The organism is Pseudideonella sakaiensis, assembly GCF_048320135.1.
GTDB classification, from domain to species: domain Bacteria; phylum Pseudomonadota; class Gammaproteobacteria; order Burkholderiales; family Burkholderiaceae_C; genus Ideonella_A; species Ideonella_A sakaiensis_A.
In genome coordinates this window covers 1-23,783 of the sequence record NZ_CP182947.1, presented here as the reverse complement: position 1 = coordinate 23,783, position 23,783 = coordinate 1, and the positions used below count along the sequence as shown (strand labels likewise).

At 52.5% G+C, this 23,783-nt stretch carries 26 protein-coding genes; 3 read left to right on the top strand and 23 right to left on the bottom strand.

All coding sequences use genetic code 11. The features are described 5' to 3' along the window. Positions 1-19 precede the first annotated feature (19 nt). A complete protein-coding gene (locus tag ACNH6H_RS00130) occupies positions 20-370 on the bottom strand; it encodes a type II toxin-antitoxin system Phd/YefM family antitoxin (RefSeq protein WP_418321166.1) in 351 nt (116 codons plus the stop codon). A 73-nt stretch (positions 371-443) separates the two neighbouring features. Here ACNH6H_RS00130 and ACNH6H_RS00125 point away from each other — a divergent pair, with 73 nt between their 5' ends. From ACNH6H_RS00125 to ACNH6H_RS00115, 3 genes are all read left to right on the top strand, one after another. Next, a complete protein-coding gene (locus ACNH6H_RS00125; RefSeq protein WP_418314695.1) occupies positions 444-1,088 on the top strand; it encodes an HAD family hydrolase in 645 nt (214 codons plus the stop codon). Positions 1,089-1,281: 193 nt separating this feature from the next. Continuing rightward, a complete protein-coding gene (locus tag ACNH6H_RS00120) occupies positions 1,282-1,875 on the top strand; it encodes an MOSC domain-containing protein (RefSeq protein ID WP_418314694.1) in 594 nt (197 codons plus the stop codon). A gap of 123 nt (positions 1,876-1,998) precedes the next feature. After that, the gene (locus tag ACNH6H_RS00115) at positions 1,999-2,634 is read left to right on the top strand and encodes a hypothetical protein (RefSeq protein WP_418314693.1); all 636 of its coding nucleotides are present in this window, start codon (positions 1,999-2,001) and stop codon (positions 2,632-2,634) included. Here ACNH6H_RS00115 and ACNH6H_RS00110 read toward each other — a convergent pair whose 3' ends face one another. The 22 genes from ACNH6H_RS00110 to ACNH6H_RS00005 all read right to left on the bottom strand — a co-directional run. After that, positions 2,635-3,273 (bottom strand): RES family NAD+ phosphorylase, encoded by a 639-nt coding sequence (locus tag ACNH6H_RS00110; protein ID WP_418314692.1) that lies wholly within the window; start codon positions 3,271-3,273, stop codon positions 2,635-2,637. 61 nt (positions 3,274-3,334) lie between these two features. Continuing rightward, on the bottom strand, positions 3,335-3,715 hold the full coding sequence (locus ACNH6H_RS00105; RefSeq protein ID WP_418314691.1) for an antitoxin Xre-like helix-turn-helix domain-containing protein: 381 nt from the start codon (positions 3,713-3,715) through the stop codon (positions 3,335-3,337). A gap of 167 nt (positions 3,716-3,882) precedes the next feature. Then, on the bottom strand, positions 3,883-4,392 hold the full coding sequence (locus ACNH6H_RS00100; protein ID WP_418314690.1) for a VanZ family protein: 510 nt from the start codon (positions 4,390-4,392) through the stop codon (positions 3,883-3,885). A gap of 77 nt (positions 4,393-4,469) precedes the next feature. After that, positions 4,470-6,602 carry a polysaccharide biosynthesis protein gene (locus tag ACNH6H_RS00095; RefSeq protein WP_418314689.1) on the bottom strand — a complete coding sequence of 711 codons (2,133 nt, stop codon included), beginning with the start codon at positions 6,600-6,602 and terminating at the stop codon, positions 4,470-4,472. Between the two features lie 195 nt (positions 6,603-6,797). Then, a complete protein-coding gene (locus ACNH6H_RS00090; protein ID WP_418321164.1) occupies positions 6,798-7,406 on the bottom strand; it encodes a sugar transferase in 609 nt (202 codons plus the stop codon). Further along, on the bottom strand, positions 7,406-8,560 hold the full coding sequence (locus ACNH6H_RS00085) for a DegT/DnrJ/EryC1/StrS family aminotransferase (protein ID WP_418314688.1): 1,155 nt from the start codon (positions 8,558-8,560) through the stop codon (positions 7,406-7,408). The genes ACNH6H_RS00090 and ACNH6H_RS00085 overlap by 1 nt, the downstream gene beginning before the upstream one ends. Before the next feature lie 57 nt (positions 8,561-8,617). Continuing rightward, a complete protein-coding gene (locus ACNH6H_RS00080) occupies positions 8,618-9,205 on the bottom strand; it encodes a GNAT family N-acetyltransferase (RefSeq protein WP_418314687.1) in 588 nt (195 codons plus the stop codon). Between the two features lie 14 nt (positions 9,206-9,219). After that, complete coding sequence (locus ACNH6H_RS00075; RefSeq protein ID WP_418321162.1) at positions 9,220-10,401, bottom strand: glycosyltransferase family 4 protein; 1,182 nt, start codon at positions 10,399-10,401, stop codon at positions 9,220-9,222. A 104-nt stretch (positions 10,402-10,505) separates the two neighbouring features. Then, complete coding sequence (locus ACNH6H_RS00070) at positions 10,506-11,444, bottom strand: hypothetical protein (RefSeq protein WP_418314686.1); 939 nt, start codon at positions 11,442-11,444, stop codon at positions 10,506-10,508. A 77-nt stretch (positions 11,445-11,521) separates the two neighbouring features. After that, the gene (locus ACNH6H_RS00065; RefSeq protein ID WP_418314685.1) at positions 11,522-12,640 is read right to left on the bottom strand and encodes a DegT/DnrJ/EryC1/StrS family aminotransferase; all 1,119 of its coding nucleotides are present in this window, start codon (positions 12,638-12,640) and stop codon (positions 11,522-11,524) included. Beyond that, positions 12,637-13,593 (bottom strand): Gfo/Idh/MocA family protein, encoded by a 957-nt coding sequence (locus ACNH6H_RS00060; RefSeq protein ID WP_418314684.1) that lies wholly within the window; start codon positions 13,591-13,593, stop codon positions 12,637-12,639. The genes ACNH6H_RS00065 and ACNH6H_RS00060 overlap by 4 nt, the downstream gene beginning before the upstream one ends. Before the next feature lie 4 nt (positions 13,594-13,597). Then, a complete protein-coding gene (locus ACNH6H_RS00055) occupies positions 13,598-15,055 on the bottom strand; it encodes an NDP-hexose 2,3-dehydratase family protein (protein WP_418314683.1) in 1,458 nt (485 codons plus the stop codon). Next, complete coding sequence (locus ACNH6H_RS00050) at positions 15,052-15,507, bottom strand: sugar 3,4-ketoisomerase (protein WP_418314682.1); 456 nt, start codon at positions 15,505-15,507, stop codon at positions 15,052-15,054. Before ACNH6H_RS00050 ends, ACNH6H_RS00055 begins: the two co-directional genes overlap by 4 nt. 24 nt (positions 15,508-15,531) lie before the next feature. Then, complete coding sequence (locus tag ACNH6H_RS00045) at positions 15,532-16,344, bottom strand: methyltransferase, TIGR04325 family (RefSeq protein WP_418314681.1); 813 nt, start codon at positions 16,342-16,344, stop codon at positions 15,532-15,534. Between the two features lie 8 nt (positions 16,345-16,352). Next, complete coding sequence (locus ACNH6H_RS00040; RefSeq protein ID WP_418314680.1) at positions 16,353-17,444, bottom strand: glycosyltransferase family protein; 1,092 nt, start codon at positions 17,442-17,444, stop codon at positions 16,353-16,355. 9 nt (positions 17,445-17,453) lie between these two features. After that, entirely contained in the window at positions 17,454-18,503 is a 1,050-nt protein-coding gene (locus ACNH6H_RS00035; protein ID WP_418314679.1) for a hypothetical protein, read from the bottom strand. A 373-nt stretch (positions 18,504-18,876) separates the two neighbouring features. Then, entirely contained in the window at positions 18,877-19,302 is a 426-nt protein-coding gene (locus tag ACNH6H_RS00030) for a hypothetical protein (protein ID WP_418314678.1), read from the bottom strand. A 22-nt stretch (positions 19,303-19,324) separates the two neighbouring features. After that, on the bottom strand, positions 19,325-20,170 hold the full coding sequence (locus tag ACNH6H_RS00025; RefSeq protein WP_418314677.1) for a lipopolysaccharide biosynthesis protein: 846 nt from the start codon (positions 20,168-20,170) through the stop codon (positions 19,325-19,327). A 26-nt stretch (positions 20,171-20,196) separates the two neighbouring features. Then, positions 20,197-21,309 carry a DegT/DnrJ/EryC1/StrS family aminotransferase gene (locus tag ACNH6H_RS00020; RefSeq protein WP_418314676.1) on the bottom strand — a complete coding sequence of 371 codons (1,113 nt, stop codon included), beginning with the start codon at positions 21,307-21,309 and terminating at the stop codon, positions 20,197-20,199. 27 nt (positions 21,310-21,336) lie between these two features. Then, entirely contained in the window at positions 21,337-22,473 is a 1,137-nt protein-coding gene (locus ACNH6H_RS00015) for a formyltransferase family protein (RefSeq protein ID WP_418314675.1), read from the bottom strand. Positions 22,474-22,550: 77 nt separating this feature from the next. Further along, positions 22,551-23,498, bottom strand: coding sequence for a Gfo/Idh/MocA family oxidoreductase (locus ACNH6H_RS00010; protein ID WP_418314674.1), 948 nt, complete (start codon positions 23,496-23,498; stop codon positions 22,551-22,553). Between the two features lie 18 nt (positions 23,499-23,516). Next, positions 23,517-23,783, bottom strand: a 267-nt coding sequence (locus ACNH6H_RS00005) for a UDP binding domain-containing protein (RefSeq protein WP_418314673.1), incomplete at its 5' end; no start/stop codon positions are given.

Here is a 23,783-nt window from a genome sequence, read left to right as displayed (position 1 = left end):
CGTGCCCAAAGGACCCGCCTCATCGCGCGGAGCCATTGGCCAGAAGAACGCAATGTCGAAGGCGACGACAAGCCCGCAGCGCCTCCTCGTCAGCCATGACAGCGTCGAAGCCTTTTGCGATCCTGATCCGGCCCTTCAACAGACCGAATCTGATTCGGCGCTTCTGGCCGACCAACCGCGAGATGCGCGCCACCGGCATGCCGTTGCGGGTGAGCACCACGTCCTCGCCCCGGGCGGCAATGTCGACCAGCCGGTGTAGGCAGGCCTTCGCATCGCCGATGTCGATCGATCCCATGGCACCCCCCGGTTTTCGAGCCTCATCAAAGCTCTTCATTTTGCGCTTCGGAGCGCGCGCGGCCCCGGCATGCATGTTGCTCAATCACCGGCGCGATTGAAAAACCCCGCCCCCACTGCCATCACCCCCGCGGTAGTAGATTCAGACAATGCCAACAAGAAAACCCCTGATCGCCCTCGATGCCGATGGCGTGCTGCTCGATTTCCATCATGGCTACGCCGACGCATGGCACCGCGCGTTCGGCTTGCGGCCGGGCGAGCGCGATCCGCTGGCTTACTGGCCGGTCGACCGCTGGGAGGTCGAGCGGCTGCAGGGTGAGCGGCTGAGCCATTTCGGGCGTCATTTCGACTTGCATTTCTGGTCCAACCTGCCGGCGATCGATGGCGCGATCGACGCCTGCCACCGGCTGCGCGATGCCGGCTTCGACCTCGTCTGCGTCTCGGCGCTCGACTTCGAATACGAAAAGGCACGGCTCGGCAACCTGCGCACGCTCGGCTTCCCGATCGAGCGCGTCGTCGCCACCGGCCACCACAACGGCGCGCGCAGCCCGAAGGCCGATGCCATCACCGCACTCGCGCCGGTCGCCTTCGTCGACGACTTCCTGCCCTATTTCCGCGGCATGCCGGCCAGCATCCACGCCGCGCTGATCCTGCGCGCACCGAACGGCAGCCCGAACGCCGGCGACGAGTTGTCGCTGTGCCATTCGCGGCACCAGGATCTTGCCGCTTTCGCAACCGCTTGGCTCAACGATGAATGCCGGCCGCGTGATTGCGAGGTGGTACAGGTGCCGTAGCGAGCCAGCGCCGCAATCCGGGTTGCAGGGGATTTTTGTGGGAGGGGCTTCAGCCCCGGTTCGGGCTGGTTCGATAACCAGCGAACTCTGCCACATCCCGGAGCGGCTTTAGCCGCGATTGCCCCCTGCGCAAACCGCCATCGCGGCTAAAGCCGCTCCCACAAACGCAAGAGAAAAACCACCGCCCAACCCCATGCGCGACCTCACCCGCCAATTCGCTCACCCAGGCCGCGTCGAGGCCATCCTGCTGCGCCCGGCCCGCAACCAGCCGATGCAGTCGGTCGAGTCAGCCGAGGCCATCGACGGCGCCGGCCTCGTCGGCGACCGCAGTTGCAGGATCACCGCGTCGGCGTTGACTGATTCAGGTGGGAGGGGCTTCAGCCCCGATTCGAGCTCCCTGCAATCCGACAAATCGCCCGCACCGCCACCCCCCAGCAAACGGCAAGTCACCCTCCTCCAAGCCGAACACCTCCCCGTCATCGCCGCCCTGCTCGGCAAGCCACACATCGACCCGGCTCAGCTGCGCCGCAACATCGTCATCTCCGGCCTCAACCTGATCGCCGCGCGCAGCCTCTTCCGCGACCAGACATTGCGGTTGATGATCGGCGAGCAAGTCGTGCTCGAAGTCTCCGGCCCGTGCGAACCCTGCTCGAAGATGGAAGCCGCCCTCGGCCGCGGCGGCTACAACGCGATGCGCGGCCACGGCGGCGTCACCGCTCGGGTGATCGAAGGCGGCCTGCTCTCGATGGGCGATATCGTCCGATGCGAGCTGGTGGTGGTCGCCTGAGAAAGCGCCGGCCCGGAACGCGCGCTGACGCCGACCCCCAGGAGACCCCTGCCTTCTTGCGCCCTCGCGTCCGCTGACAATCTCCGCGTTGTACAGCTGTCCGCTTCCCGTTCCCGCAAGAGCATGAATTCTCCGCGCTGTTCTCCCGAGCCCACCCGTCCGCACCGCCACCGCTTTCGTCTGGCGCTGGTATCCGCAATCAACCTGGCACTCGCGATCGTCCTCACCATCGCCGCCCAGCCGGCCACCGCACAAGCCGAATCGGTCACCGTCACCCGCAAGACCGCGGATCTCTATGGCGTCATGGGCGACGATGTGTTGCTGATGACCGCCGGCTGCGATGTCTATGCACTGGCGACTCCGGCCAAGCTGCAACCGGAAGGCGGGCGCATGGTGCTGCGCTTCGACGGCGGCAACCCCGGCGCGGCCAGCGACCCGGCAACCAGGCCGGCGCAAACGCCCGGCGCCCCGGCCTGCGCCCTGCGCGACATGCTGAAACCGCAGGCCATGCCCTGGGGTCGCTACGAAGTCAGGCTCAGCTACGACTCGCCCGACTGGTACGAGATCGAAGGCACCAGCCTGCTGCTGCGTACCGTCGGCTGCCAGCGCCGCTCCAGCCGCGAACCGGCGGTCTGGTTCCAGCCGATGGAAGGCAAAGGGGTGATCGAATACCGGTCCGGTGCGGCCTGCAACTCCGACGGGGTATTCGGCTCGGTGCGGCGGAAAGCGCGAGAGCAGCCCGCCGCGCCCGCGAAGTGATCATCGGTTCGGCGCACCCTCTCCACCCCACCCAAACTGCATCCCTTCCCCGCTATCCCGCCGCCAGCTCACCTGCTCGCGCGCGACCGCCAGAAACCAGGTCTGCATCTGCGGGTACGGCGCCTTTCTGGCAAAGCCGCGCGGCGCGAGCAGCGCCAGGCACCTTCCAGCGGGTTGCGGGTCGCGCACCGAGCGGTAGACGATCGCGTCGACCTCCGCCTCGCGCACCACGCGAGCAAATTCCTGCGTCGGTCCGTAATCGTCAGGCGCAGTCCACACCGGCTCATCGACATCGAACGGCTCCCGCCGCAGATCGATGGCAGCCGACGCATCGATCTCGGCCTTGAACGCCGTGTGTGCAACCGGCTCGATACGATCCATATCCACCGCATCGATCAGAAAGCGCCAGCGCCAGTAGCCCAGTTCGGCGGCAGCCGTGTGCACGCTGCCGGCACCGTAATACACGCCCGGATCGGTCGCCGAGCGAAACCGCGAGCCGGCGCGCAGCGGGTGGTAGCGAAACGGCGTGGCCAGCAGATGGTGCAGCGGCGCCTCGGTGCCGGCCGGCCGCGGCGGCTTGCTCGCTTCGAGCAGGCTTTCCAGCACATCCTGCTCGCTGCGCGTGTCGACGATCTTCATCGTCGAGGCAATGTGCTGCGCCTCGACGATGCGCCAGACGCTGCCCTGCCAGCGCCCCGCCTCAGACGCGACCGCGTGAGGCGTCCAGATAGTGGACAACGCGCACCAGCCCTTCGGTTTGTTGCAGCAGATCGGCCGGCCGGGCGCCCAAGCCAAGGTTCTCGCTGTTCAGCCAGGCCCGCGCCGACTGCTCGCTGCCGACGATCGAATCGAGCGAACGGAATACACGCACCAGCAGCAACGCAAATTCCCATTCCTTGCGCCGCTCGTCGAGCTGGTAGCCGCCGGAGTACAAGCGGGAGATCGTCGGCGCGCTGACGCCGAGAATCCGCGCCAGCGCCGCCCGAGACAACCCAAGCCGCTCGGCCGCGCGCATCACCGCCTTGCCGAGCACGGCGGCATGCTCTAGCTTCGGGGCAATCTCCAGCGCTGCAGCAACCATCGCGACATCCCTTCTGTGGAAAGGATATTACCAATCGCTTTCCAAGGATGCAAACGCACAGTGAGTTTGTGGGAGGGGCTTCAGCCCCGATTGGACGCCATCCAGCGCTCATTTCGAGATCCGAACCACCCACCAGCCCGACGACGCCTCATCTTCAAGCCAGGCAACTACCTCCGCTCTGCCCCACCCGACCGCCGAGCCGCCGCAGCAGATAACCCCACCACCGCCACATCCGCGCCACCCTCGCCTTGATCCTGCCGGCGGGCCAACAAACCGCCAACTCCCCAGGCCAGCCCGAACCCCATCGCCAACCCGATCAACTCCGCCACCACATCCCGCAGCTCTGCAGACCGGTAGCCCGTCATCGCCTGCAGGCCCTCGATCACGATGCCGAACAGCAATAGCGCGGCGAGCACAAGCAGCACCCGTTTCGGCCAGGCAAGGCAACCAAGCGCGGCCATCGCCATGTATGCCAACAGATGGTCCGCTTTGTCCCAGCCGGTTGTCGGCATATGGATCTTCTCACCGGGGAGCAACGAGAGCACCAGCACGACCAAAGCGCAGATCCAGAATCCCCAGCGAAGGGTGCGTTGCTGCAAAGGCAAGAGCGAGCTTGCGGGCGAAGTGCGCGAATCTGCCATGAAGACCGGAAATCGTTGAGTCGATCGACGGATCATAGGTGAATCAAGCCGACCTTCGCTTGCGCAGCAACTCATCGGCTGCTGTTCGAGCCGGCCATCAGCACATCGACTGTTCAGGCGCGCTTCTGCTCGCCGGTTGCCACCGCCACGAGCTTGGGCCGGCCAGGCCTGGGCGGCTGGGATGCGTCCCTCGCCACGCCATCCATCTCAACCGGGGCCTGGACAGGTTCGGAGACTGCCTCGCCCTTCAAATCCCCGAGCTGCAGCTCCACATCCTGCCGATTCTCAGCCAACCGAACCCAATCGACCAGCTCATTGCCTGGGGTGTAACCCGACACCAGCCGTTGCAGCATTGTTCGCACGCCTTGAAGGTCGGCCTTCAACATCATGTCGTCAAGCTCAGCGAGGAATTTCTGCAATTCCCCCCACGGAAGAAAATCCTCATGCGCCTTCATGATGCGCGGGTGCGATGTCGGGCTCGCCCCATCACCGATCAGCAGTTCTTCGTACAACTTCTCGCCCGGCCGCAGCCCAGTCACCTTGATCTCGATATCGCCGTTGCGATTCGTCTCGTCTGCCACCCGCAGCCCCGACAACTCCACCATCCGCCGCGCCAGATCGTAGATGCGCACCGGCTCGCCCATGTCGAGCACGAACACATCGCCACCGCTGGCCATTGCACCGGCCTGTATCACCAACTGAGATGCCTCCGGGATCGTCATGAAATAGCGCGTCATCTCGGCATGCGTCAACGTGATCGGCCCGCCTTGTGCGATCTGCTGGCGGAACAGCGGGACGACCGATCCGGAAGAGCCCAGCACGTTGCCGAAGCGGACCATCGTGAAGCGCGTCGGGGACACCGAACCTTCTCGGTTGCCCTCTGAATTGCGTGCAGCCGTTGCAACATCATCGGCAAGCGCCTGCAGCACCATTTCGCTCAAGCGCTTGCTGGCACCCATCACGTTCGTTGGCCGGACAGCCTTGTCGGTGCTGATCAACACGAAGTTCTGCGTGCCATGGGCGATCGCCTGCCGCGCACAGACCATCGTTCCCCAAACGTTGTTGCGAATGCCTTCCAGCATGTTGTGCTCGACCATCGGCACGTGCTTGTAGGCGGCGGCGTGATAAACCGTGTGCGGCCGCCAGGTGGACATGATCTCGCGCAGGCGCCGTTCGTCTGTCACCGAACCAAGCAGCGGCCGCAGTTCGACGGCCAACGAATCTTCCCTATCAACAACGATCGCCTGCAGCTCGGTCGTGATCTGATACAGCGCATATTCGCTGAGGTCCAACAGCAACAGCCGGCGCGGGTTGCACTTGACGATCTGACGGCACAACTCGCTGCCGATCGACCCGCCAGCACCTGTTACCAGCACCACCTTGCCGCGGATATTGGCTTCCATCAGCGCCTGGTCCGGCGTCACTGCATCACGGCCGAGCAGGTCCGCGATGTCGAGTTCGTGCACATCTCCGAGATCGACCTCGCCGCTGGCCAATTCGGCAACACCGGGCAAGGTACGCACATAGACTGGATACTGGCGCAGCGATTCGAGGATCTCGATACGACGTTGCCGCTCGATCGATGGCATCGCGAGCAGCACGTCCGTCACATGAAGACGTTCGATGATTCCGGGGAGCGTCGACGGCGCGAAGATCGGCACGGTATCAAGCGCACGCCCCTGCATCCGATGATCGTCGTCGATGTAACCGACGAGCCGGTATTCACCCGACTGCGCCAGCGCTGAGGCAAGTTGCTGGCCTGCGGAGCCTGCACCGTAGATCAATACGCCGGGCAACTTCTGGCGGTTGACTATGCTGCGGTAAAGGTCGCCAAGTAGCAAACGGACTACTAGCCTGCTGCCACTGACCGCCATGAACATCAGCAGAGGTTGGATGATCCCAACTGTGCGCGGGACACCGCTTATGCCGATGATTGTAAAGATGGAAGCGTAGAGAACCGCATACACCATGCATGCTCTCGCCACGGCCTGCGTAGCCTTCCAACCCGCGGATCTGAAGATCGACGCGTAGAGGTTGAAATACGTGAAGATTGGGAGAGCAAGCGCAATAGAACCAAACACGGCCCACATCGGGATCTCTCCGACAGGGAGCCAACGTTCCAATCGCAAATACAGCGCAATCCAAACGGCGAACCCACAAAGGACGATATCGGCTGCAATTGCCAAAGCGCGCTTCACTGGGCGCGGCAAATCAAGAATGCTGTCTGCCAGACCGCTTGTTGTCATTTAAAATTGACCGCCCTCGCTAGGACATGAGATGGTACCTCAAATGAGGATTCGCACAAAATTGCGCGCGCACAACGCCCACTACACCGGTCGACTCTCGAGCGAAGGTGACTGCACCCGGGTTCGGAATGCTGCTCTGCACTTGCGACTATGATTTTCAGCAACCAGAATTTTTGCAACCACAACAATGCCATGTCATGCCCTAGAACGCCCCAGCAACAGCGAAAAAATCGTCATCCGGAGAATCCTCAGATCGCCAAGAGTTGTCCTACTATGAACATAATTCTTATAGTACTGAATTTTCGCGGGCAGTACCTCGTCAACGTACGCTTTGTGGGGGTCGACCGCAGCACCCAAGATCGAAGCTTCATCCTTGAACTGAATAGAAGCCAAATCCGTTATTCCTGGCCTGACCGAAAACACGATGGCCCGGTCGCATTCCGAATATAGGTCCACATATTCTGGAACCTCTGGCCGGGGCCCAACCAAACTCATAGAGCCGAACAATACGTCAAGCAGTTGCGGCAACTCATCAATTTTGGTCCGACGCAAAAACGCACCAACGTTGGTCACACGCGGATCCGACGAAGAAGTCACGCGCAAACCAATCATCTCTGCGTCGCAAACCATGCTTCTGAACTTGTGAATCCGAAACGGAACACAATTCCGACCAATTCTTGTTTGTCGAAAAAACACTGGCCCCGGCGAATCAAGCTTAATCGCAATCGCGACACCAAGGAATACTGGCCATAATAGAACCAACCCGAAGCCGCTGCCAACAATATCAATGAACCTCTTTAGCATCATGACAACAGTGATGCAACGGCTGAAACCACGCGCACAACATCAGCCTCCGTCATCCGAGTATATAACGGCAACGAAATGGAACGCTCAAACACTCGCTGGCTGACAGGGTAATCTTCCGACCTTAAATCATACGAATGCTTCCAATAGGGATGCAAATGCAACGGAATATAATGCACGCTGCAACCAACACCCAATTGAAAAAGTCGCTCAATGAAAATATCCCTATCTATCGATACAGAGAGATCCAGCTGAATGACATATAAATGCCATGAATGCAGATCAGTTCCCACTGCACGAGGCGGACATTTAACCGGGAGATTCGAAAACGCGCGATCATAAGCCGCCGCAATCTCCGCACGTTTCATTTGAAAATCATACGCCTTCTTCAATTGATGTATACCAATCGAAGCCGCGAGATCCGTCATATTGTACTTAAAACCGGGAGCAACCACTTCATAATACCAACTTGGAGCCTTCGCCGTGTACCGATCAAACGCCGTCCTATTCATCCCATGAAGACGCATGATTCGGGCGCGGGCCGCCACCTTAGGATCCCTTGTCACTAACATTCCACCTTCACCAGTGGTAATCGTCTTATTCGCATAGAAACTGAACACCGTAACATCGCTGTCCAACGTCCCTATTAACCGACCTCCGAAAGTAGCGGGCAATGCATGCGCCGCATCCTCCATAACTTTGATCCCGTACCTCTTAGCAATTGCAAGAAGCCCTGCCATATTCGCAGATCGCCCAGCAAAATGCACAGGAATGATAACTTTGGTCTTCTGTGTGATAGCCGCCTCAAGCGCATCGACATCAATGCAGAGAGAGTCCTCGTCGATATCGACGAAAACAGGGTCGGCCCCGAGATATCTTATAACTTCCGCAGTAGCCGTAAAAGTGTGAGTAGTGGTAATAACCTCGTCGCCAATACCCACACCTAATGCCTCAAGACCAAGATGAAGTCCGGCAGTTGCAGAGTTCACTGAAATCGCTTGAACGCCGTCGCCCAAAAAGGTTGAGAAATCAGACTCAAATTGCTGGACTTTTGGGCCGGTAGTGATCCAGCCCGAACGCAAGGAATTGACCACCTCGTCAATCTCCTCTATTCCAAGATCAGGCAAAGCGAACGGAAGAAATCTATTACTCATTCGAAGCAATCATCTAAAAACCAAAAAATAACGCGAAACTGATAAACCAAATATGACTCACGACTGAATATCTAAGGAATATTCATTCATTTTTCTTCCCTCCGGAGTCACATAAACACGAATAACAGAAAAGCCGAGCTTCCAATAAAAGTCGTTGGCCCTACCATTATTATCTGCGTCAGTGGTCAATATGACAGACTTGCATCCACGGTCGGATGCTTCTGCAATAAACGCAGTCAACAACATAGTCCCCACGCCATGACCCTGCACAGCTGGGGACACCCCAATCGAGAAGAGGCCAGCCACATCAGGGCCTTTCGAACTAGCCCCGGACTGATACAACCCACGCCACAAGCGCCGCAAAATCAAAGGATTCCGTACCAACGGCAATACGCTCGCAATACAGAACTTGAACAAATGGCGCCTCAACGTGCGCCCGTAAAAACCACTTGGATTCACACCACCAACTGCAAACCCGGCCAATTTCCCATTCAAATCACGACAAACAAGTGGAATACAATCGGCCATCTTCCACACACTAGTATAAAAGCAAGTCAGGAATTTGCCTCCAAGAGACGAAAGGAAGAAACCCGGGAAACTTGCCATATGGACCTGCACCACAAGCGGAATATCTTCCAAACCCATCCGAGATACCAACATCACTGCTTATCCGAAACTTCGCGAATTATTTCTCCAAGGCGGGATACACCACTCGCCTTAGAAAAGTTTGTGACTGCAAAGTCACGTCCTCTCCCTCCGATTCGACTCAGGCATTCAGATGGGATCGCCGCGACCTCAATCATTTTGCAAGCAAGAGCATCGAGATCATCGGCATCAACCAACCAGCCACAGCGTGCAGTGCGAATAAACTCGGCCGTATCGCAATCAATATCCACACTTGCCAAAATAGGTTTAGCTGAAAGCATATATGACGCCAACTTTGACGGAACAGAGCTTCGCCCAAAACCTTGTTTCATCGAGAGAAGGCAAACGTCGGCCATTCCTTGAAGGAATGGCACATTTTCAACCCTCGAATCAGAAATAAAAAACACATTCGAAAGATTGAGGATTTGCGCCAAGTGGATAGCAGCATCCTTTTGCGAGCCGTCGCCAACGATTATTAACTGCGCGCCATCAATAGCCGCCAAAGCAAATGCACGAATCAGAAAATCCACATTTGCAACGGGCCCAATATTTCCAAGAAAAAGGAAATTAAAACCACTCACGGGAACACCGAATCGAGAGCAACAAGCGGTTTTTGACCGGACAAGATCAAAAACCGAAGCATCCTGCCAAGTAAACACCACACTTAGTCGTTCATCAGGTACGCCACGATCCTGAGCATAGATCCTTCTCATTTCTTCAGAAATCACAACCACCATGTCCGCCGAGCGCGCAATCTTCACGTCAACCCTGCGAAAAACCAAATTGCACAAATTTGCGATTGGATTTGGAAGTTTGCTCGCCAATGACTCAGGGTATACGTCCATAATTTGAAGTACAACCCGAACTTTTTCGCGAACCGCGTAATTCAAAACCATCAACTGAGAGAAGAATGGCCACGCATTTACATACAATACCTTAGGCGGAACAGCCAATGACAGAAGATACTTCCTCGCAGCGCGACCGAAACTAAAACTCTCCCGAATTCTACCAAACAAGCCCCTTCGAGGCGAACAATATGAATCTACTCTAACAACCTTAATACCATTCTCTTGCCGACATTCTAGGAGCTTATCCCCCAATTCAAACTTCGACCCCAATGGGCGCGTTGGTTGGGGACATATTACCACGATCTCGTGCCCTAGACTCGACAGATGACATGCCAGATCAAAACTCATCCTTGCAGAAACTACCGGTTCAGGCGGATAAACAGCACTGACCAGTACGAAGAGCGTTCTATCAACCATCGTGCGTCGCCGTTCCCTTACACTGCCCATAAGGCTCAGAGTTTGACGTACCGATTACGCCGCGTGAGAGCCATATAAATCTTACGGAGAAGCTCGAATTTCCGGATCGGCTCCGGCATTCTCCGTTGATGAACTCCCATCGAGCGAAGAATCTTAAGCTGCTCACGAACAACTCCAAGATATGGGCCGTAAAACCGATCCGCAGCGCGCGAAATACGGACACCAGCGTAAAGGCGAGCTGTATTGTCGTCGATCAAGCGAAAAGACTGAAAATGGTAAAATATCGGACAAAAATATGCTGCAGCCGTACTCAGCATGAAATCAACATTCCATGGTCCTAAGGTCTTTTCAGTTTTGCTGAAAACGTGTACCGCATCTGCAAACAGCGTCGGCCATTCGTCGAGGTACTTTTGATCGCCGTACTTTCCGTCCTCAACTCTATCAAAACACCACTCAAGGCATCGATCTTGCCACCACCGCAAAACTCGCAAGCCCTCCGGCGTGCGCCGAAATATCATGAATTGGACACAGAATCGCCCACTCTCCTCTGACCTGTCCAATTCAGGCGCATAAGCGTGCTCGGTAATCAAAACATGTTTATCACTACCTTCAAACTCTTCAAAGATCTCATGCGGGTCTGAGAAAAAGAACAGGTCAGCGTCGACATATGTAACCCGATCAACATGACTGACAGCATTAAAAACGGCCTCTGGAGCAAATGGAGTAAGCGTCCAGCAGTACTCGCCGAGAGAACGACCCCCTTTAACGGCGACGAGCCTAGAGTCCTCTACAGAGGATAGAGGAATTGCCGTCATATCGGGAAACGCAAGCCTCTTTATTTGCTCTTCCGCAAGAGAGTCGATGCATATCACCCAGAGATGAAAATCACAGCCCAATGCTTTAAGTGACTCCCGTAGCGCCATCCCGACTGCCAAGAAGCGGCTATCGAAATAGGTAACGAAATGCTCGGTCATCGAATCTCGAGTCTGTAGAATTTATCTGCCTCCCGAGTGCTAAATCGTATCGAACTCAGACGATCGCAGCGTCGCATTCAATTCTCCTCCGCCGCCTCAGCTAACACCTCTCGAAGCGCGGAACATACCTCAACCTGCGTCTGCAAACTGAGGGACGGATACATGGGCAGAGAAAAAATCTCCCTAGCCAGAAATTCCGTAACTGGAAAATCACCTTCGTTATATCCAAGATACGCAAAGCCACGCATCGTATGAATAGGCCATGGGTAACTTATATTCAAATGAATATCCCGCCGCTTCAGCGCCGCCAGAACCCTGTCGCGCAATCGATGCCGGACAACAAAAACATAGTACACATGAAGATTATTATTCGATTCCGTAGGCAAAATGATGTCCGAATCGAATAGTAAGCGACGATATTCGTCTGCCAGCACGCGCCTGCGTGCATTATACTGATCCAACCTACTTAGTTTGAATCGCAGTATTTCAGCATGCACTTCGTCGAGTCTCGAGTTAAATCCAAGCTCGTCAGCATAATAAACTCCCTTCATTCCATAAAATCGAAGACTACGAAGTTTCTGGTCCAAATCGGGACGGCTAGTTACAACAATACCGCCGTCGCCGTAACCCCCAAGTGGTTTCGTTGGATAGAAAGAAAATACTCCAAGGTCACCCAAAGATCCCGCTTTACGGTTCTTATATTTTGCACCATGAGACTGGGAGCAGTCTTCAATCACGGTAAGACCATGTGCTCTGGCAAAATCATTGAGAGGGTCCATATCCACGCATTGCCCATAAAGATGGACCGGAATGATGCATTTCGTTCGTTTCGTAAGAGCATTAGGAAGCAGCGACACGTCCAGAAGTGCATCATCAACATGCACATCGACAAACCGTGGTATCGCACCAATTTGCGCAATTGCAGAAACTGTCGGTACAGCGGTGTTGGATACTGTGATTACCTCGTCGCCAGGTCCAACTCCAACCGCCTTCATCGCAAGTGCCAGCCCGTTCGTCGCGTTATCAACTCCGACACCAAAAAGAGCATCCGTATACGCCGAAAACTCGTTCTCGAAACTCCGTACACTATTTCCAAGAACGAGAGTTCCCGAAGAAAAAACTCGATCAACAGCAGCCAAAATGTCCGTCCTTTCAGACGCATACTCAGCAAGATAATCCCATACCTTGATACTCATACATTCCCCACTATTCCTTCATTGATTAGATCCCGCATTCGCGCATCTTGAATAAGGATATCCGCCCAGCCGTCAAACTCACCACTTCGAAGAGAGCGAATTACTTTATCAAAGAAAATCAAGAACGGATCCCCTATGGCGAGCGGTACTATTTGAGCCTGCGAATTTGAACGAAAGTGCAAGTGCGTGGCATTCCCAGATGAAGTGAAAGCTGGCTCAAGTCTTAAAGTTGACCTTGGTCCCATCAATTCCAGGGAATTCTTATATTCTCCATCGAAGCTAAAATACCCCTGAAAAATGCGCCCTCTTGAATATAATGCAGTTACAGCAAACCCAGTGTCGATACCAAGTTCATCGCTTTTCGAAAGCACCCACGAAAATAAGGACGTTGGAACCTCGCCAAAGAATATTCTACCCACACTCGCAGCGTACGGGCCCAGATCAAGCAAACAACCCCCACCCATGCTTTTCTTATTGCGAAAATTGTCGACATTTAACGGGGGAAAGGAAAACACCGCGTGAATAGTACGCGGCCCTTCAGTCGACGCAAATATTTCTGATGCGGCCGACACCTGTGGATGGTATGGCCACACAGTCGCCTCTGCCACGCACAATCGCTTGCTGCGCGCAAGTCTAACGATCTCTTCCGCTTCTCTCAGTTCAATACAAGCAGGCTTATCGACCACAACATGAAAGCCACGCTGAAGCGCTATCTTTGCCCACTCGAAATGCAAGCTATTCGGCAATGAAATGTAGGCTAAGCAGGGATTGGTTTGTTGCAGCGCCAGATCATAACAATGATATATCGTTCCAAGTTTCTCCCGCGGAATATCTAGCGCGATAGAGGATCTTCTCGTTGCCAGATGGATCTTTCCGACCCCTGGCAAGGCTAGCAAACCCGGTAGAACCCGCCGAATGAAAACACTTGAGACTCCAATAATGAGGACGTCCATCACATCACCAAATATCGGATTTCGCGACCGACAAGCACGAAAGTATACTCCTTAATTCGATGTTCACTGAATTACTGAAGCTCGCCATATGTTGGATCTGCCCCAATGTCATCCATCGATAATTCTCAGGGACGGCAATCTGGTCACCTTCACTTAGTTCGACGACAAGATGTCGTTGGCGCGTATGAAAGAAGCGACCGCCTTCGTCAGAAAGTATTGAATCGAACCGAATACGAGAGCTATCGGCCGTCATCATGAAATCTGCAAGATAGGGCAATTCCGAACGTATTCCGGTTAAATAATTAGCAGGTGTACACTGCACGGTTGGAGCCAACTCCAGAATATCAATAAGACCAGGTTCCACAAGCGCTTGAACGAGGAATTTGAGCACACCATCTCTCACTTGGCATAAAAGACCCAGAATCCCGCCTTCAGTCGCTCGGATCAAGGGTTGAGACCAGCCCGGCACCTCTCGATTGCTAGCTGTAACTTCGACCCCGATAATCGAAAAGAATGCACCCGAGATGTGTTTTATTTCTCCACAGTCATAGGACCATGAAGAAACATCGCGAAGTGGGACTCGTAAGACAGAAATTTCCGTTTTACACTTGAGCCCCGTAATCCAGCTATGGATTGGTACAACGCTTGAGGACCGACGGCCGAATTTACTTTCTATGGAGCCTCTTAATTTGCTCTGAAACTCGCCAATCGAGCCGCTATAGTCAAAATCAGATTCATCACCGCTAAACCCTCTGAACGAAATGCTACCGATGATCGATCGACAGTCGAGGTGAACTAAATCAGGAAACCGCATCAGATTTTGAAGTTGTCCTAGCGTGACCCACCTGTAGTCATCAGTAAGCTCTATCGAAACACCGGATTCAACAACAACAATGATATTCCGATTTCGCTTTTTTAAGTACCGGGTGCCTTGCTCCGACTGCAATTGATCTAGGACAATATGTCGGCCAGGCATATCATCAATAAAAAACTCGACAAACGCGGGACGCCGACCGCCGTGAACTTGAGTATAGTTACTCCGCGTGGCCTGTACGGTAGGCGATATTTGTGTCACATTGATGTTGCCAGGCTCCATTTTTGCCTGCACGAGAAAATGAAGGACTCCATCCAGTTCCTGGCATATGAATCCTAAAATCCCAACTTCCGGTTGATTGATGATTGGCTGGAGCCACGAACGGGACACGTCACTCTTGACTTCTACACTCAATCCTTCAACCTGGAAGAACTTGCCACTATGGTGTCGCAGGTCCCCACTCACGTCATCTATCGACCAACCCGAGAGTTGGTCCAATGGTTTGATTCGCACACTGTAGTTATTCGCAGCAGTTCTTTGTGAGACCCATTCGAGGATGTCATGTTCGGAATGAATCCCAACACTCCTACAAGCGGAAACACAGAGGTCATGGTATATGGATTGGCTCAAAGTCAGTCTCCTAGTCACTCTTTTGGCCTTAGGAATAAGCCTGCATCCGTAGGTTCCTCCGATGGGGCTGCCCCGGCGAATTCCTGGAACTCACTCCACGTCCGAATAGATTTTGAGCGGTCATAATGCGTGTTCGCCAGTACAAGACAGACAGCATCATCACTAAAATCATAGAGCCTAGTCCAGGTCAACCTCGGCAAATAGACTCCCCAGCCAGGTTCATTCAAGATCACTACCTTCGAACAAACGCCGTTTGATACAAGGATACGCAGGGAGCCCGAAATAGCTATGGCAAATTGATCAGTATCCTTATGGGCATGCCCACCACGATCCGCGCCCTTCCTCACATCGTGCATATAAAAAATGCGCTTAATCTCGAATGAAACGTTTTGGACAGCCTCGATAGCCGTCAAGCAACCGCGAGCATCGCATATTGTGTTCAACTTATGCCAGCAAACATTCAACTTCATCACCAACCTTCCCGAGTGTAAGCTTCAGAGCAGCGTATTCTCAGTAGCTGCAGAAGCCATAATTCCCTGAAAATTAAGCGGATCCATGGCACTTGCGAACCATGGACTCAATGAACCCAAATTCTTTAAGCAAGCCTCAACGCGCGCTCTCTCCAAAAATCGACAGGGGTAGCTCGCTTTGTAAACGGAAGTGGGAACATGCTGGACTGTAATACGCTCCACCTCATAAATGGGCGTCCGATCTATGATGATTGCTGTGGGCATGAAGTTTACAACTTCATCAAGCAGCTGATATGGACGCTCAACATACTGAAGAACGCCAGAAAGCAGGACCGCATTGATTGATTCAGATTCAAAGCACTGATGCATATTTTCAAAGAATTTCAGACGCGGTGTCTCAAATTCCTTCTTTCCGCTCTCAACGAAATGAGGCTGCTCTACAACATTCCACGATATGCTCGGCAATTGCAATAGCATTCGGCGATGCTGCATATAAGTACTTCCAAAAGCTCCACCGAAATCTAGTACGTGAAGCTTCCCGTTCGCCGTCGCGGCAACAGACATCAAACAGGCCAACAGATTCCAATTGTAGTCTTCTATGTGGAAACAAGCGGAATCTCGCTCCCATAGAGCTTCGCCATCACGGACGGCGCGTGCCGCGGTTAGCGCAGCCGAAAATACGGTTTTTGAATCATATCCAGCAGATCGCTCCACAGCAGAATGCCAATCAGGGTAATCTCCCGTCCACCTATTATTCAGTCCCAACAGAGCAGCGCCTTTATCAACAAGGAATGGTGGCAGTGCCGCTTTCGCAAACCGCTTAAGTTTTCTATGCATTGAATTCCTCACAAAGATGAAACAATGGCCTGGAAGTCCTTCCATTGTCGGCCTTTCGACCACCTCTCCTTAACCATCTTCGCGCCTCTACTGGCGATATAAATCCGTCTTGCATCATCCACTAGAAGTCCTTCAAGTTTCCTGCGAGCGTCATTACTATCGCCGTACTCCTCATAGGTCTCGCCACTTACGAACCCTTCAGGATAATGACCTTTGGTCGCGAGCATGCACGCACCGCACCCAAGCGCCTCCCAACACCTCATATTCCCTCTATAGTCTCCAACAATACTAGTAGAAGGATTGACAATTACTTTTGAAGAAGATATCGCGGTGTACATATCGCGCCCATATATGGCATGTTTGGCAAGACGACGAATATTCTTTGGCAGGAAAATTGGTGCAGGGATCCAGCGCAAAACGAATTGATCGGCAAGCCGGCCCCATCTTTTTGCGCGCACGCGCAAATCCACAAAGTATCGTTCCGATAGTGTCGCTACCTGATCTAGAACTTCAACGCGATCATCGTGCCCCGTTGTCCGCGCATAACTTCCGGCAAAGAACACATCTATAGGGCGAGCCGCATTTTCCGCGTAGATCTCCATCGCAGGGTCCCACGAGGGAAAAAATTCGGCCGTCCTAAGTCCCAGTTGCCTCCAACGAGAATTCAAGCTTTCGAAGTTCGACAGTATGACGTCATATGCCGACAGATCCGCGCCTGCAATCGGCCCCGCACGCCAGGCCAACGTCTTTTTTACACAAGCCGGCAATCGTTTGATAAACGACGACGGAAAGAGAATTGGGTCGAGATTATATATAATATCAGGATTAAACTCTTCGATTTGCGCCAATAGGATTTGGGTCAAATCTTTACTCTTCATGCCTTTTTCTCGCGCCCATTGCATCTGCAGCTTCAAGTCATCCGAAACGGTGAAGAATATATCTGGTGAACTGTTATATACGGGCTCAAGAATATGCGTGGCCTCATATCGGTCATCCAGCAGGGCTGATCTCCTCGCGTTGAAAGACGAATACTCCGTCCTACCAGTATCAGTCTCTGACAAATAGAAAGGCCCAAAACCCGCCATCTGAAACACTCGCATCTAGGTCTCCTACCGCATCGAGGAGGATCTGGAGGCTTCCAGCCATCTCACGTTTTCCTGCTTATGAAATCGCCACGCGGACCCCAATACCACCAAGAGAAATAGGCCATTTGTCAGCAGGGTTGTGAAAAATGATGCGTTGGCCAAATTAACAATACTCGGGACTGCCGCGGCGCAAATCATCCGTAAATTCTCAGAAGGGATAATCGCATCGAAAGCGCGCATCGCCAGCCCCACAACGACTCCAATAATCAATATGCCAAATAAACCCGCAGCCGCAATACCATCTGTCGCAAAGAAATTCGCGTTTGCGTTAGCATCAATTCCCATACTTGCCCCAATTACTTCACCAACGGACGCATTGTAAGGATACTCGAAAAAAGTACCGATGATATTTATATGCGAATACAGGGTAAATGGGTTATAAAGAAAGAAATCGTAGTATATCCCAGTCAGAACCCCAACCATTCCAAATGTCCGCATGTAGACCAATGCCACAACTCCATCATACACTGGCGAGGATTCTCCTCCGATAAAGATCTCCATGATTAGCGGGGAAGAAAGTAACGCGATAGAAATACCGGCGATGCCACGCCAGCTGATATTATCGCGGCGCAAACATACATAATAAAACACTGGAATAATTATGACGGACAATAGCACAGACTTCATTGCAAATGTCATATAGACAAAGACCTGCCCAGCAATTCCCACAAGCAGTGCCGATTTTAGCCTATACCTCAACCCATATGCGATAAGAAGTGGATTAAAGCAACCTGACAGAATCCCGGTCGCATACCCGGCAATTGTCCCCGCCGAAAGATCGCCCGCAAGATACCGTTGATCGTATATGTTTGCTATATTTGCAAACGAAAGTGAGCCCCCAAAAACAGCAAACGCATAGGCTATCAAGAAAAGAAATAAGACCACAAATATAAATCTAAAAACCATTGGTGGAATCTGAATACGAATGGATCCCGCTCTGGCTTTCGTAATAAACACCATTAATAGAAAGGCCACGCAAACCGAGAGGGAAAGAAAAAGTACCTTGTCATTCAAGTTCTGTAACACCGGAAAAAGCACGATCGGTACATAAACAAAATAATATACACACCAATTAATAAAAGTCGAGAACATCCGAATCCGGAGCGGCATGACAAGGAGGGGAAGGAGCGCGCATGAAAAACTTGTACATATCTCCATTAGACTGTAATCGCCTAACTCGAATCCAACGTAGTCCCACTCGCGCAACTTATATGTGTATATTAAAAACAGCAGAAAGAAATAGATAACCCCACTAATGACGACTAGCAGACGCTCACGTCCGACGAGCGTTAAGGTTCTAGAGTTTGAATTTCGAGGCAAAAGCATATTAAATCAGGACTCGCTTATTAAGAACGCTTGCGTCCTAACTAGACTATATATGAGCCCATTAAATAGGGCGCGCTCGCGTGGCATCGTCTCGAATAGACAATCGATACCCCAGAAATAGAACGCTGCCTGCGATCCCAGTTGTAATTGCGGACCATACGATTAAGGTTGATTCGAAGTCAAAAAATACTCCGCCAATAACAATTACCGCAGATGGAACGATTGCCAATAGGCTTTGAAGGATAAAACCGATCTTTACTTGATTTGTCGCAATAAAAACATAAACAAAGGGCTGAACCAGAAAATGAGCCAAAATACCACCCGCCATATACTTTACAAGTTCTCCAGCGGCGCGATACTCAGACCCCAAAGCGTAATAAAATAAAAGTGGCGCAAGTATGCTAAAGAGGAAAAAGATGAGAAATCCAATCTTTAGTAAATTTAAGAACGTCTTTAAGTAGAATTCAGCAACAAGACCGCCGTCCATAGTATTTTGCCGTCGCACAAACTCAGCTCGAAACGCTCTCAGCTACCGCAGAGCCGATCAGAACAGATGGCACCATAAGAAACCTGGTGGCAACAGCAAAATACCCAACTTCTTTCAAACTAAAGAATAACTGTAGGAGAAAGGGTTGAGCGCTAACACTGAGGATCTGAGCGAGCGAAGATGGCAGGACGAATTTTGGGAACTGTGAGTACTCGCGTGCCTTGGCTAAACCCTGCCTAACACGGACTGCGATTCTTTGATCAAATACGCGCGTCCATGCCCTCGGATGAAGCACGAGCATGAACAAGACAACAGAGGCGAGACCTACCACATAAGCAATAACTAAGTTTCCGATCAAGAAACCGGACGATACTCCAAGAAAGACCGCGACTGCAATATTCGCAATTGCCCCGATCACTTGACTTTGTGCTAACCTTGTATAGTTATTCGAACGAGCACACCACTGGCCAATGCAGCTAATAGCGGCGGCGAGCAATGTACTTACCGGCAAAAAGAAGAAATAGTAAGGTATTTTTGGTCCGCCGAGATAAAACTGCACAGTCAGTACTAAGAGCAGGAAGATAATCAGTAATGTGCTCAGAAGCAAGACTGTCACAGTCAGGTGTTCAGCCTCTGAATCTGAAGCGGGCAGAATTATTGCTAGGTCATATTTCAATGTGAATATCGCCGTCAGCACCGTGTGGGAAGCAGTGAAGACGGCTAATGCGCCGAACTCTTCCGGACCATAGAGTCTGGTCAAGAGGGGGGTGCAGCCGATTAAAACTGCCTGACTGATTGCCGCACCGGAAGCGATTCGAATAACGTTTCGCCGAAACCCTGAAACCACCCCCCCTTCGTAACGTGTCATTCGGCCACTCAGGTTGGATTCGTCAATCAAGTCCGGCTTGCCGCGCAGATCTGTTCGACAACGAAGTTTATTTGATCTATCGACATTCCAGGATTCACTGGCAAGCTCAATACTTGATTTGCCAACTGATCCCCTACTTGGAGGACGGAATGGTGAAACGCCGGCTGCCTATTGATGGGAATCGGATAGTGAATAGCCGTTGGAATTGAATTCTTCAACAGGTAGTTCCTCACGCTCTCCCTATTAGGCAACCTGATAGTATATTGCGCCCATGCGCTTAGATTTTCGGTCTCGATATCTGGGGTTCCGTAAATACCCCGCTCATTCAAGAGTCGATTGTAATTCATGGCAACCGTAGAACGCTTTGCTATCTCTGTATCCAATATTTTTAGTTTAACCAATAAGATGGCTGCCTGAATCGTATCGAGTCGACTATTTACTCCGATGCGGACGTGATGATAACGTCTGTCTTGTCCGTGCTGACAGATTTGGCGAAGCACTTTGGCAAGGTCGGGGTCGTTTGTAAAAATAGCCCCACCGTCACCGTACGCACCAAGGGGCTTGCTCGGGAAGAAACTCGTACATGCAATATGCGACAAGTTGCAACTCTTGACCCCTTTATAGCTCGCCCCAAAACTTTGGGCTGCGTCTTCGATTACACGCAGGCCATGCCTTCCCGCGATAGCATTGATCGTGTCAAAATCGGCGCATTGGCCATAGAGCGAGGTAGCAATAATTGCTTTGGTCCGCCGTGTTATGGCAGCTTCAAGAAGCGAAGCGTCCAGGTTGTAGGTACGTTCATTGACATCTACAAATACTGGAGTTGCGCCGAGTAAGGCTATCGTTTCGGCCGCCGCGACATAATTAAATCCAGAAGTAATAACCTCATCGCCGGGACCGATCCCAAGTGCCATTTGAGAAATCTGCAGCGCGTCGGTGCCGTTGCCGCATGTAATACAATATTTTGCCCCCGTGTACTTTGCCAGCCTCTCCTCTAATTCGCCTACTTCGGGGCCCTGTATAAATTGCCCATGGTCCAGCACGGCGCCGATCGCCAGTTCGATCTCATTATGAATTCCCTTTAGTTGCGCACGCAAGTCAGTGAATTCAATTTTCAAATTCGAAATATCGCTTGTCATATGAAGCTCTCTGCGACAGGCGCGAGTTCAGATGCCTGAATGCTTCGAAAGGAAATCTTCGAGCCGCCGATCGCCAGCTTCCTTCACGTAATCAATTATAGTTTTGCCATATCTATCGGCAGTGTTGGCAGATGCGCCGCCATTTAATAGAATCTCGAGCAACTGGTAACTAGAATTGGGTTTATTTAGCATAGCGGTCTTTGCATACATTAAAGGTGTGGTACCATTTGGCCCTTTAGCATTTGGATCCGCGCCTCGACTAAGAAGATACTGAACTGCTGCCGTTCTTTGGTTGAAGCTTGCAACGATAAGTGGCGTCCAGCCTCGTTCGTTTCTCGCGTTCAATACGGCTAGTGAACGTTCGAGGATCTGTTTTAACTGCGAAATATCACCATTTTCGCACGCGTCAAACAGCATGCTCGTCTGCTGATTCACGTATTGGCTTGCTCGCCACGCTGGAAACATTGCTGCTGCAGTTTTTCGCTCCTCCTCCTCCATAGGGTCATTCTTCTTTGGACGCTCGATGGGGTCCAACGGAAACAGGCCACTGGTCAATATAGAAACGAAATCTCGGAGCGCAATTCGCTGTAGTTGGTACAGATTTTCAATAACAGTCTCTATTGAATCATCTGGCCCAATTCGTAGCTCATGAAATCCTATTCTATTGCCTGCATCCACTCTTGAATCAATAAAGTGTGTTGTGACCCCCGCTGGTACTCCTTTCTTGATTGTGTAGAAAAACGAGTCTAGCCCTGAAGTTTCTGGTAGCTTTCCCGGGTGAATATTCACGACGCCGTTTTCGAAGGCGGAGATTACCTCCTTCTTTAAGATGCGGGCACCCGCAATCAATGCCAGCTTTACTCCATATTTATCTACGATCCCTGAGATCTTATCGAGATCGTCATGCTCCATTGAATAAAAAGGCAATCCAAATATTTTGCAAAGATCCCGTGTTTCATAGACTGGCGCCTGAAGAACAAAATCAGGATCATTTACTCGCGCTTTTTGTTTCTGCAGTTTTCGCCAAGGAGCAGCCAATATTATTAGATTTTTTTGGCCGCCAAGGACTAGATCAAGGATGAAATCGTTTGTTTTGCGATGCGGAAAGTCATAACATAGGATTACGATTGGACATTCACCTAATTTCTCGGGGTATGGGTTCACAGTATTATTTGGCGAAGGCGCCCGCGGGTTAAATGCTTGCTCGGCCTGCTCGGCAGGCTGAACGAGCCACGATTTTCTTACAGATTCCTGATGGCCGGATGGAGCTCTCCGCCGTGCCGTGAGGGTATTGATGATCGAATCCTTTGGACGGTTTCGATCGCGGTACGATTTGTCTCGAGTCCGAATCCCCGGCCTGCGAGGATTTCTTCGTAGCTGCGGCAGTGGAGGTCGTTGAAACCCCCTGAGAACTCAATTTCTTCGCCGTCGACAGTGATCGATCGATATGTGCGCTGGCCGGCTTGTCGTTGCGCAAGAGGTACGTCAGTCACATCTACCGATAGAAACCATCGGACTCTCGCTTTCTGATATTCAAGATACCCGGCGGCTTTTGTATCGGAGGTCAAGTGGACCACGTTGTCCTGCAGTTCCCCGAAAACGAAATGGAGCATATCGAAGAAATGCACCCCTATGTTCGTTGCAATCCCTCCTGACTTTTTTGGATCGCCCTTCCAACTCTGTAGATACCAATTGCCACGCGAGGTAATGTAGGTGAGGTCAACTTCGTGTTTGGATTGGCGCAATTCGTTTTGAATCTTCTCTCGCAGCGAGACGATCGCGGGATGCACGCGCAGTTGCAGGATTGTGTTTACCTTATGCCCCGTATCGCGTTCGATTTCTAGAAGTCCGTCGATATTCCAAGAGTTGAGGACGAGGGGCTTTTCGCAGATTGCATCCGCCCCCGAACGCAACGCAAAACGCATGTGCGAATCATGAAGATAGTTGGGTGAGCAGATCGAGATATAATCAATTGCCCGCCTTCCCTTAGCGCGTCGGAGTTTATCGACATGTCGGTCGAAGCGTTCGAACTCAGTGAAAAAGTCGGCATCGGGGAAATGGCTGTCGATGATTCCGACCGAGTCATTAGGGTCGTAGGCCGCGACCAATTCGTGTCCGGTGGCTTTAATAGCTTCCATGTGGCGCGGCGCGATATAGCCGGCGGCACCGACGAGGGCGAAGTATTTCATCTGATGAAAGTCGGATTGTTAGAGGCGGAAAACCGTGAATCCGGCCGCGGCGGCAAGTTTCCGGTCATATAGGCTCTTAACGTCTGCCAGCACTGGGCTGTAGCCTCGGCAAAATGCCCGCAAATCTGATGGTGTGGCCCGTCTGAACTCCGCGTGACCCACCGCCACGACAAGGGCATCTACTGGATTTGTCGCATCGACACTGCCAAGGCGAAGGCCATACTCATTGGCAACTTCCTCTTCATCGGCCCACGGGTCCGCAACCACTACGTCCGCACCCCATGT